The organism is Butyrivibrio sp. INlla18 (genome assembly GCF_900103635.1).
Classification (GTDB): domain Bacteria; phylum Bacillota; class Clostridia; order Lachnospirales; family Lachnospiraceae; genus Butyrivibrio.
Map to the genome: position 1 here is coordinate 289,768 of NZ_FMXK01000003.1, position 10,892 is coordinate 300,659.

At 40.0% G+C, this 10,892-nt stretch carries 10 protein-coding genes; all 10 read left to right on the top strand.

What is annotated here, in order from left to right; genetic code table 11:
* Window positions 1-21: 21 nt before the first annotated feature.
* The 10 genes from BLS24_RS01325 (at window position 22) to BLS24_RS01370 (ending at window position 10,550) form a co-directional block, all read left to right on the top strand.
* Entirely contained in the window at window positions 22-1,284 is a 1,263-nt protein-coding gene (locus BLS24_RS01325; protein WP_091755375.1) for a saccharopine dehydrogenase family protein, read from the top strand.
* A 165-nt stretch (window positions 1,285-1,449) separates the two neighbouring features.
* Window positions 1,450-2,496 carry an SPFH domain-containing protein gene (locus tag BLS24_RS01330; protein ID WP_176764297.1) on the top strand — a complete coding sequence of 349 codons (1,047 nt, stop codon included), beginning with the start codon at window positions 1,450-1,452 and terminating at the stop codon, window positions 2,494-2,496.
* 1 nt (window position 2,497) lies between these two features.
* The gene (locus tag BLS24_RS01335; RefSeq protein WP_071175865.1) at window positions 2,498-2,692 is read left to right on the top strand and encodes a type II toxin-antitoxin system antitoxin; all 195 of its coding nucleotides are present in this window, start codon (window positions 2,498-2,500) and stop codon (window positions 2,690-2,692) included.
* A 24-nt stretch (window positions 2,693-2,716) separates the two neighbouring features.
* The gene (locus BLS24_RS01340) at window positions 2,717-3,445 is read left to right on the top strand and encodes an ABC transporter ATP-binding protein (protein WP_091755377.1); all 729 of its coding nucleotides are present in this window, start codon (window positions 2,717-2,719) and stop codon (window positions 3,443-3,445) included.
* Window positions 3,435-5,048 (top strand): putative ABC transporter permease subunit, encoded by a 1,614-nt coding sequence (locus BLS24_RS01345; protein WP_091755379.1) that lies wholly within the window; start codon window positions 3,435-3,437, stop codon window positions 5,046-5,048. The genes BLS24_RS01340 and BLS24_RS01345 overlap by 11 nt, the downstream gene beginning before the upstream one ends.
* A 60-nt stretch (window positions 5,049-5,108) precedes the next feature.
* Window positions 5,109-6,272, top strand: a complete 1,164-nt coding sequence (gene nspC / locus BLS24_RS01350) for a carboxynorspermidine decarboxylase (RefSeq protein WP_091755381.1) — start codon at window positions 5,109-5,111, stop codon at window positions 6,270-6,272.
* A gap of 28 nt (window positions 6,273-6,300) precedes the next feature.
* Window positions 6,301-7,542, top strand: a complete 1,242-nt coding sequence (gene aguA / locus BLS24_RS01355) for an agmatine deiminase (RefSeq protein ID WP_091755383.1) — start codon at window positions 6,301-6,303, stop codon at window positions 7,540-7,542.
* Between the two features lie 18 nt (window positions 7,543-7,560).
* A complete protein-coding gene (gene aguB, locus BLS24_RS01360; RefSeq protein WP_091755385.1) occupies window positions 7,561-8,460 on the top strand; it encodes an N-carbamoylputrescine amidase in 900 nt (299 codons plus the stop codon).
* 33 nt (window positions 8,461-8,493) lie between these two features.
* A complete protein-coding gene (locus BLS24_RS01365; protein ID WP_091755387.1) occupies window positions 8,494-9,315 on the top strand; it encodes a hypothetical protein in 822 nt (273 codons plus the stop codon).
* Window positions 9,312-10,550: an MFS transporter gene (locus BLS24_RS01370; RefSeq protein ID WP_091755389.1), complete on the top strand. Its 1,239-nt coding sequence runs from the start codon at window positions 9,312-9,314 to the stop codon at window positions 10,548-10,550. Before BLS24_RS01365 ends, BLS24_RS01370 begins: the two co-directional genes overlap by 4 nt.
* Window positions 10,551-10,892: the final 342 nt, after the last annotated feature.

Below are 10,892 nucleotides of genomic sequence, written 5' to 3' on the forward strand. Positions count from 1 at the left end.
TATAGATTTGGAGGTATTGAAATGAGTAAATTATTAGTTATTGGATGCGGCGGTGTTGCACAGGTTGCAATTCAGAAGTGCGCACAGAATAGCAAGGTTTTCACAGAGATGTGCCTTGCAAGCAGAACAGTTTCTAAATGTGATGCCCTTAAGGACAAGCTTGAGAAGCAGGGCACACCAGTTAAGATCACAACAGCAACAGTTAATGCTGATGATGTTAAGGATGTAGTAAGAGTTATCAAGGAGTACCAACCAGATGCTGTACTTAACGTAGCTCTTCCATATCAGGACCTTGCTATCATGGACGCTTGTCTTGAGTGCAAGGTTGACTATATCGATACAGCTAACTACGAGCCAGAGGATACAGATGAACCTGTATGGCGCGCGGCTTACGAGAAGAGATGCAAGGAAAAGGGATTCACAGCTTACTTTGATTACAGCTATCAGTGGGCATATATGGACAAGTTCAAGGAGGCGGGTATCACAGGCCTTCTTGGAACAGGCTTTGATCCAGGTGTTACAAGTGTATTCGTTGCTTACGCAAAGAAGCACTACTTTGATGAGATCGAGTCTGTAGATATCCTTGACTGCAACGGCGGTGACCACGGATATGCATTTGCTACAAACTTTAACCCAGAGATCAACCTTCGTGAAGTAAGTGCAAATGGAAGCTATTGGGAGAATGGCAAGTGGGTTGAGACAAAGCCTATGGAGATCAAGAGAGAGTATGACTTCCCTCAGGTAGGTCAGAAGGATATGTACCTTCTTCACCACGAGGAGATCGAGGCTCTTGGACGTAATTTCCCAGAAATCAAGAGAATCAGATTCTTCATGACATTTGGTCAGAGCTATCTTGATCATATGAGATGTCTTGAGGATGTTGGAATGCTTTCAACAACTCCTATCAAGTTTGAAGGGCAGGACATTGTTCCTATTCAGTTCCTTAAGGCTCTTTTACCAGATCCTGCAAGCCTTGGCCCTAGAACAGTTGGTAAGACCAATATCGGTTGTATCTTCCGCGGCAAGAAGGATGGCAAAGAAAAGACTCTTTACATCTACAATGTCTGCGACCATCAGGAATGCTACAAGGAACTTGGTAGCCAGGCTATCAGCTACACAACAGGTGTTCCAGCTATGATCGGTACAGCACTTGTTCTCTCAGGTCAGTGGAAGAAACCAGGTGTATACACAACTGATGAGTTTGATCCAGATCCATACATGGAGATGCTTAACGAGTTCGGACTTCCATGGGTAGTAGATGAGAACCCGGTGTTAGTTGACTAATTTCATAAATAAAACTTTAGGATCCCTCCAATAGATTGGCTATTGGAGGGTTTTTCATTGCGACAGAAAATATTGACAAAAAGAATAATAATGATATCATAATGATATCAAATATATTTAACAGAAGTTTTATTCACAAATGGAGGTATAGACGTGAACGAAAATATCAATGAAAAAGTTATAAGTGGCCACAAAAATGGCATGGCTATGCTACTAGTTGGAATTTTACTATATGCATTAGCATCTGGTGGAGTAGTATTTTCAGCAGTATACATGGAAAATGGCGGCACAGGATTCATGGGAACAGGACTTTTTACTATCTGTCTTGTTTACCTTTGTGTAGGCTGGTTATTATTCCTTGGACTTAAGGTTTTAAAGCCAGGAGAAGCTCTTGTACTTACTCTTTTTGGTAAATACATTGGAACACTTAAGGGGGATGGTTTCTTTTTTGTTAATCCTTTTGCTACAGCATTTAATCCTGCTGCAGATACCAAGCTTGGACAGAGCGGAGACATTTCTGATGGCAAAAAAAACGCTGTTGCATCTGCTCTTACAATTCAGGCAACAGGTACTTCAGCTGAGATCAAGGCTGGTTCATCCAAAAAGATCTCTCTTAAGGTTATGACTCTTAGCAATTCAAAGCAGAAGGTTAATGATGTTCTTGGTAATCCTGTAGAAATTGCTGTAGCAGTTATGTGGAAGGTTACAGATACTGCAAAAGCCGTATTCACAGTAGATAATTTCAAAGAGTATCTTTCTCTTCAGTGCGATTCAGCTGTTAGAAATGTAGTTAAGCTTTATCCTTATGACATTACAGAAAATGTTGATACAACCGGTGATGGAAAGGCTGATGACGGAAGCCTTAGAGGATCAACAGAAGTTGTTGCCAATAGAATTAAAGATGAAATTCAGTCAAAGGTTTCTGACGCAGGCCTTGAGATTGTTGATGCTAGGATCACATATCTTGCTTATGCTCCAGAGATTGCAGCAGCTATGCTTCAGAGACAGCAGGCTTCAGCTGTAGTTGATGCCAGAAAGCTTATTGTTGACGGTGCAGTAGGCATGGTAGAAATGGCACTTGAGAGACTTAATGAAAAACAGATGGTACAGCTCGATGAGGAGCGCAAGGCAGCGATGGTATCAAATCTCCTCGTAGTGCTGTGTGGCAATCATGATGCTCAGCCAATAGTAAATTCAGGAAGCCTTTACTAATATGGCAGAGAAAAAACAGGTTCCGCTTCGTCTGAATGAAAATCTCTACAATGCTATTGCTGCCTGGGCTGAGGATGACTTTCGATCAGTGAACGGACAGATAGAATATTTACTTACAGAGTGTGTGAAACAGCGAAAAAAAGACGGGAAATATGTGGGACAGAATATTGATGTTCCACCAAAGTTTGATATCTGAGTTTTTGGACAGGAGAGAAGAGTTATGGGACAGAATGTAGTACTTGATATTAAGCATTATTCAAAATCGTATGGAGCTTCTAAGAAAGCTGCAAACGATATAAATCTAACAGTAGAAAGTGGGGATATTTACGGCTTTATTGGACACAATGGAGCAGGTAAGTCCACAACTATAAGAGCTGTTGTTGGGGTTCTTGATTTCGATGAGGGAGAGATCCTTATTGACGGTCATTCAGTAAAGGATGAGCCACTTGAATGTAAGAAATTAACAGCTTATATTCCTGATAATCCAGATCTTTACGAGAATCTTACAGGAATACAGTATTTGAACTTTATTGCAGATGTTTTTGAGATTGATGAGGAAAAGCGACAGACTCTCATAAAGAAGTATGCGGACATGTTTGAGATCACAGATTCTTTGGGAGACCTCATTAGTTCATATTCACACGGAATGAAGCAGAAGGTTGCTATTATCTCAGCCCTTATCCATGAGCCCAAGCTTATGGTCCTGGATGAGCCTTTTGTAGGACTTGACCCTAAGGCTTCATTTACTCTTAAGCAGATAATGCATGATATGTGTGAAAATGGAGCAGCAGTCTTTTTCTCAACACATGTACTTGATGTTGCAGAAAAGCTATGTAACAAGATTGCCATCATCAAAAAGGGCGAGATCATAGAAACAGGCACAATGGAAGAACTGACACAGGGCCAGTCTTTGGAATCAGTATTCCTGGAGGTGGAGGATGAAAAGTAAGAATATTTTATTACTCAAGACCCTTCTTCTTTCTACCAGCCTATCAAATATCAGTAAATATAGTACTGACAAGAAAAAGAAGGGTAGAAGCATAGCTGGATTTGTTGGAATGTTCATACTCTTTGCTATGCTCATATTATACTCAGCAATGGGCTGTATTGGCCTTGGGGTTACAGGATATATCAGCATTGTTCCTACAATATGCGCTGTAACAGTTTCATCTATTGCCTTTATATTTACATTTTTTAAGACCAATGGATATCTTTTTAACTTTAAAGAGTACGATATGCTCATGGCTCTTCCTTTTAAGGTAAAAGACATTGCTATGTGCAGATTCTTTTACATGTATGTTAAGAGCCTTCCTTGGTACGCAGTTGTATCACTTACAATGATGGTCTGCTATGGTATCTTTAGTGGATCAGCATTTTGGATCTATCCAGTGTGGATCTGCCTTGCCTTGTTTATTCCCATCATTCCGATGCTTATTGCTTCATTTATTGGATTTCTTATAGCCAAGGTCAGCTCTGGATTTGAGAAAAAGAATACTATTCAAACAGTTCTTACGCTTATCTTCGTTATGTTTTGCTTTTCACTTTCATACATAATCGAAGCAGTTGCCAAGAATAACTCTGGAGTGGATATTGCAGTAGCCTTTGATGAGTTCAATAAAAAGGCCAATGCATATTATTTTCCAGCAGCTCTTTTCTCAAAGGCAGTTACACTTGTTGGAGAGTGTAAGATAGCCGGCCTTTTATATGCAGTATTATTTGTGGCAGTATCAGTTCTTTTGCTGATGGCTGTATTTACTATAGTTGGCAAGAATTACAGGAAGATCAATTCAGCTCTTAAGAGTCATGTGGCTAGGAAAGATTACAAGCTTTCTGGTCAAAAGAAAAAGAGTGTTCTAAATACTCTTGCTTATAAAGAGTTTAGGAGATTCATGGGCTCAACTAATTACTGCGTTAACGTAGGAGCTGGCGTTGTGATGGCTCTTATTGCTGGTATAGCAGTTTTGATCGTTGGCTTTGATAAGGTGGTATATGTGATCACCAAAGGAGCTCCAATACCTACTGACGTCCTGCACCCAGCGATTCCTTTGTTTGTTTATTTCCTAGTTGGAATGCTCTCATCTGTAGCTAGTTCTCCATCTCTTGAAGGCAAGAACTACTGGATACTTCAGAGTCTTCCCCTTGAAAAGAAGACTATATATCAGGGCAAGATGCTCTTTAACATGTACCTTACAGTTCCTGCTGTAGTCTTTGGAATTCTTTGCTTTTGTATTTCAGCTAAGGTATCACTCATCAATGCAGTTCTTTATCTGATACTTGGACTTGTCCTTTGTGCTTTTTCCACTACATTTGGATGTGTATGTGGTATCAAGTTCATGAGGCTTGATTGGGAAAATGAGATAGAGGTCATCAAGCAGGGAGCAGCAGTTTGTTCATACATGTTTACAAATATGTTCCTTACCATGGGACTTATGGTACTTGTGGTATGGCTTGGAACTGTTACAAATGCCAACATAGTTACTATTTGCCTTATACTTGCTGAATGTATTCTTACAAGCATGTGTTATACATTAGTTTTAAAGCTTACTAAATGATTTGTGCTATACTATAGTGGATGATCTGCGGGTCATCCACTATTTATTTTTGAGGTATTTATGAATTTAGAAAATATAAAGACACCTGCATATGTTATTGATGAAAAAAAGCTACGAGAAAATCTTGAGATCCTAAAGAGGGTTCAGGATGAATCTGGAGCCAAGATACTTCTTGCTCAGAAGGCATTTTCTGCATATAAGACATATCCACTAGTAGCAAAATATCTTACAGGAGCAACAGCTTCTGGCCTTTATGAGGCAAAGCTTGCTCATGAGGAGCTGATGCCATGTAATGCAAATGGCAAGAAGCTTGAAAACCATGTATTTGAGCCAGCCTTTAAGGATGAGGAATTTAAGGAACTTGTAAGTATTGTAGATCACATTGTCTTTAATTCCATAAATCAGCTTGAGCACCACAGAAAAGTCTGGGAAAAGAAGGTGGCTGAAGGAAAGCTCTCTGTAGGACTTAGGATAAATCCAGAGTACAGCACTCAGGACGGCCATGAGATCTATGATCCATGTGCTCCAGGTTCTAGACTTGGAATCAGAAACGTAAACATGCCAGATACACTTCCTGTGGGCGTTGAAGGTCTTCACTTCCATACCTTATGTGAGCAGGGATTTGAGCCACTTAAAGAAACCTTTGAAAGAGTTGAAAAGGACTTTGCAAGGTTCTTTGATCAGATCAAGTGGATCAACCTTGGAGGCGGACACCATATCACAAGAGAAGGCTATGACGTTGAGGGGCTTATCACACTTGTTAAGAGAATCAGAGATACCTATGGAATAGAAGTTTATCTTGAGCCAGGCGAAGCTATAGCTCTTGATGCTGGCTACCTTGTAACTACAGTAATGGATATAGTTGAAACTGAGAAGTATCCAGTCCTAATACTTGATACATCTGCAGCATGCCATATGCCTGATGTTCTTGAGATGCCTTACAGACCACCTCTTAGAGATTCTGGCGAAGCTGATGAAAAGGCTTATACTTACAGATTATCATCTAGAACCTGCCTTGCTGGTGATGTCATCGGAGACTTTAGCTTTGATGATAAAAAAGAGATTGGCGATAGGCTCATATTTGAAGATATGGCTATTTACAGTATGGTCAAGAACAATACCTTCAATGGTATGGCACTTCCTGATATTGATATCATGCATGAAGATGGAAGCGTAGAAGTCTTAAAAACCTTCGGATACGAAGACTTTAAGTGCAGATTATGATTTTTTAGAATGAGACAAGGATAGGGATATGAATAAGATTACAAATAATACTCCTGCAAAAGATGGGTACAGCATGCCGGCTGAGTTTTCAAAGCATCTTGGAACTCTCATGATATATCCAACAAGACCAGGCAGCTGGGGAAAAGATAGAACTGAGGCTCTTGAAAGCTTTTCAAGGATTTTCTTAGAGATAATTAAAAGAGAAAGACTCTTTTTACTAGCAGATGAGAAGCACTATGAGGAAGCTGTTAAGCTTCTTTACGACGTAACTAAGGGGTATTGTGAAGAGCTTAAGGTTAATGGCGGATATGAAAAGGAGTTTCAGCGTCTATTTAAGGAAGCAGACCTTCCTAAGGATGTAAGCGAAGATGATGTTCTCTTGGAAGATCTTTTAGATGACAGATGTGTTGTCCTTCCTATAGAATCAGATGATTCCTGGGCAAGGGATGTGGGACCAACTTTTGTAACAGATAAAAAACGCGGTCTTCGCGGCATCAACTGGAGCTTTAATGCCTGGGGCGGCGAAGTGGATGGACTCTATGCATCTTGGGATAAGGATGACAAGGTTGCAGAAAACTTCTGTAAGGCCCTGGACGCTGACATGTATGATGCAGCTAATTTTGTATTAGAGGGCGGCTCTATTCACGTTGACGGCGAAGGAACAGCAATGGTTACAGAAAGCTGCCTTTTAAGTGCAGGTAGAAACCCATCAATGACCAAGGAGCAGATTGAACAGAAGCTTAAAGATTATCTTGCAGTAAGCAAAGTCTTATGGCTTCCTCGTGGAATATATAACGATGAAACCAATGAACATGTGGATAACGTCTGCGCATTTACAGCTCCTTCTGAAGTAGTCCTTGCCTGGACGGACAATGAGAGCGACCCTCAGTATGAACTTTCTAAGGCATGTCTTGATTATCTAGAAAAGGAAACTGACGCAAAGGGCAGAAAAATAAAGGTTCATAAGCTGCCTATTCCTGATCATCCAGTTCTCGTAACTGATAAGGATCTTTCAAACTATGAGTTTGAAGAGGGTGAAGATATGAGAGAAGCTGGCGAGCGCCTTGCAGCTAGCTATGTTAACTACTACTATGTAAATGGCGCAGTGCTAGTTCCCCAGTTTGGCGGAGAAAATTCAGATAGTGATAAAAGAGCTATTGAAATACTTAAGGAACTGTGTAAGGATAGAGAGGTTGTTGGAATTCCTGCCAGAGCTATTCTTTTAGGTGGGGGCAATATCCACTGCATTACGCAGCAGATTCCAGGATAATTTGTAAGAGGAAAATATATGGCAAATAAAATTAAAGTAGCCTGCATTCAGTATGCTTGCGGCAAAGTAGCTGCAAATGATAGTGAGCAGGTTCAAAACAGCATAAATAAGGCAGAAGAGCTTGTTAGAAAGGCAGCTTCAAATGGAGCCAAGATCATTCTTTTATCTGAACTCTTTGAGAGAAAGTATTTCTGCCAGGAAAGACGCTATGATTACTATGATCTGGCACTTCCTATTTCTGAAAATCCTGCAGTACTTCATTTTCAGAAGGTATGCAAAGAGCTTAAGGTGGTAATGCCAATTAGTGTATATGAGAAGGAGGGAAACACCTTCTATAACTCTGTAGCAATGATAGATGCTGATGGAACAAACCTTGGAATCTATAGAAAGACCCATATTCCAGATGATCACTACTATCAGGAGAAGTTTTATTTCACACCTGGCAACACTGGATTTAAGGTCTTTGATACAGAATATGGCAGAGTTGGTGTAGGCATCTGCTGGGATCAGTGGTTCCCAGAGACCGCAAGGTGCCTAGCTCTTAAGGGCGCAGATATCATTCTTTATCCTACAGCTATTGGTTCTGAGCCAATCCTTGAGGTTGATAGTTCAGGTCATTGGATGCGCACAATGCAGGGACATTCTGCTGCTAATATCATTCCAGTTGCTGCAGCGAACAGGATCGGAAGAGAAGATGTGGAGCCATCAGAGGAAAATGGCGGACAAAAGTCCAGTCTTACTTTCTATGGAAACAGCTTCCTTACTGATGAAACAGGAGACCTTCTTGCAAGAGCAAGCCGTGATCAGGAAGAGATCATCTATGCTGAATACGACTTTGACCAGATCAGAAAGAATCGCTCTTCATGGGGGCTTTTTAGAGACAGAAGACCAGAGCGCTATACAGAAATAACTAAGTGAAACTTGATTTGATGATTAAAAGGGATATCAGGCATGAACATTCAGGCATATTTTAATCCGGATTTTACATTTGTACAAAAGCTTATTTTCTTACTTATGACCTTTGCAGCTATTGGGCTTTGCGTGATCATTATCTATGGCATTTCAGTAGCTATAGCCCAAAGATACAGTGAGAAAAATAGAGATGAATATTTAAGAGAAGACTTTGATGTGAGAATTCATAAGCTCTTTGAGATGATCATTTCTGGAACTTCCGTAATGTCATTTTCTTGCGCTTATGTCATCATCAACCATGTATATTCTCTTGTGGAAAAAGGCGTTATAGGTGGGCTGACAGGGGGCGAAGCAGCTTTTATTCAGGCATGGGCTGACGGTAAGGACTTTATGTTACTTCTCCTTATCTGCTTATCCTGTGTTATCAACTCTATTCTTGATGCACTTCTTATCCCTCTAAAGCTTCTTACAGGTGAAGAAAAGGCCACCATGAGAATGCTTGGAATGTTCTATGTGATCATTCTTCTTATCTTCTTAAATGCAATAGGTGATGGAAGCCAGTACGGACCAGTAATGATGTATTACTTTGGCCTTATGATCGGTAGATTCGTTTATTTTGACGCTTCCTTCAAGGACTTTGTTGCTAATATCAAAAGAGTATTTTTAAATCTGCCATATCTTTTAGCAAGCATTGTTCTCACAGCAGTTCTAGGTAGTATTGGATTTAAGCTTGGATACTTCCTTGAAAGAAACTATTACATCGTTGGTATTTTTTACACACAGTTATTTTTGCTGGTTTGTGTAGCGCTCATTCATTATGGCAAGGCTATTATTGACTTTGCTACAAGGAAAAGGACATGAAAATTTTTACTCAATATAAAGGATTAAAGAAGGAGAATTATATTCTCTTTCTTGGGAGGATAGTAACTAATCTTGGCGCCATGATCTGGCCCATGATGACACTTATACTTAATAAAAAACTTGGTTTAAATGCCGCAGAAACGGCATCGTTCATAATTGTTTCAGGAATAATGTTTCTTCCTGCTAATCTAGTTGGTGGACATCTCGCAGATAAATACAACAAGAAAAGAGTCATAATATATTGTGACATCGTATCTATCATTTTGTTTGTAATAAGCGGCGTTATGCCGCTTTCCTTTTATTCTCTTTGCGTTCTGCTTGTGGGTGCTCTTTTTCAGACCTTGGAGGGCCCTGCTTATCAGGCGCTTGTGGCTGCGATCACTCCAGCTGACAAAAGAGAAAAGGCATTTTCGCTGCTTTATCTTGGATCGAATATTGGTCTTATATTGTCGCCGACACTTGCTGGATTTTTGTTTAATGATTATCTGTGGCTTTGCTTTATAATAAGCGGTCTTGCTATATCTGTATCAACCGTACTCATAGCTCTTTTTGTAAAAAATCCAGAGAGCGAAGAAGATGAGGTCATAAGTTCAGATAGGAACACAGAAGATAATAAAGAAGCTGATAAACAGAATATACTTAAGATCATAAGTGCTAGTAAGAGCCTTGTTTTGTTTATCATAGCTTTTAGCTTTTATCAGGGAGCATATTCACAGTTTGGATATCTGATGCCACTTGATATTTCAATGGCTTATCCGGAAAATGGGTCTCTTATCTATGGTACGGTAAATAGCGTCAACTGTATAATTGTAGTTCTGTGTACACCGCTTCTTACAATGCTTCTTGAGAAGATGCCACTTCCTAAAAAGTATGCCTTTGGTACACTTCTTCAGACCATAAGTTTTGGCATGTTTTTGTTATCATTTGGCGTGATCGCAGGCTATTATGCTTCGATCATAATGTTCACACTTGGCGAGATACTCACAACTGTAGTAATTGGAGCTTATTTGTCAGAGAGAGTTCCAGAAAACTATAGAGGAAGGATCTACGGAGTAACAAGCTTTTCATCTGCTTTTATGAGTGGAATCGTGCAGTATGTAAGTGGAAGTCTTTTTGACGAAATTGGAACAGAACCAGCCTGGGTGTTCTCAATAGTCATGACAATGATAGCAGTTGTAGCTTCATTTATCTTGGTCAGAACAGATAGAAAAGAATTTAGTAATCTCTATACATGAAAGTAAAATAAAAGCGTTTTGTAGCTCTGAACAGGGGTCTGTCAAGTAGATAGGCCAAATAAACAAAACAAGTCAAGAGAAAAGGTGATCACTTCATTAGAGGTGGTCACCTTTTTAGATGCTGAAATCATATAGATTTGGAAATGGTGACAGTTTGAACTGTCACTATAATCCTTGGTCTGCTTAATGACTACTTTATCTGTCATGGAATGCCAGTCAACCCTGCGCTATGCGCACCGCGAAGCGGCTGCGGGGTTGACAGACATTCCATGGCAGATATTCTGTAGTCAAGCAGATCAAGGATATTTGTGCGCTTGGCGCACTTTATTCAAGGCCAGTAGC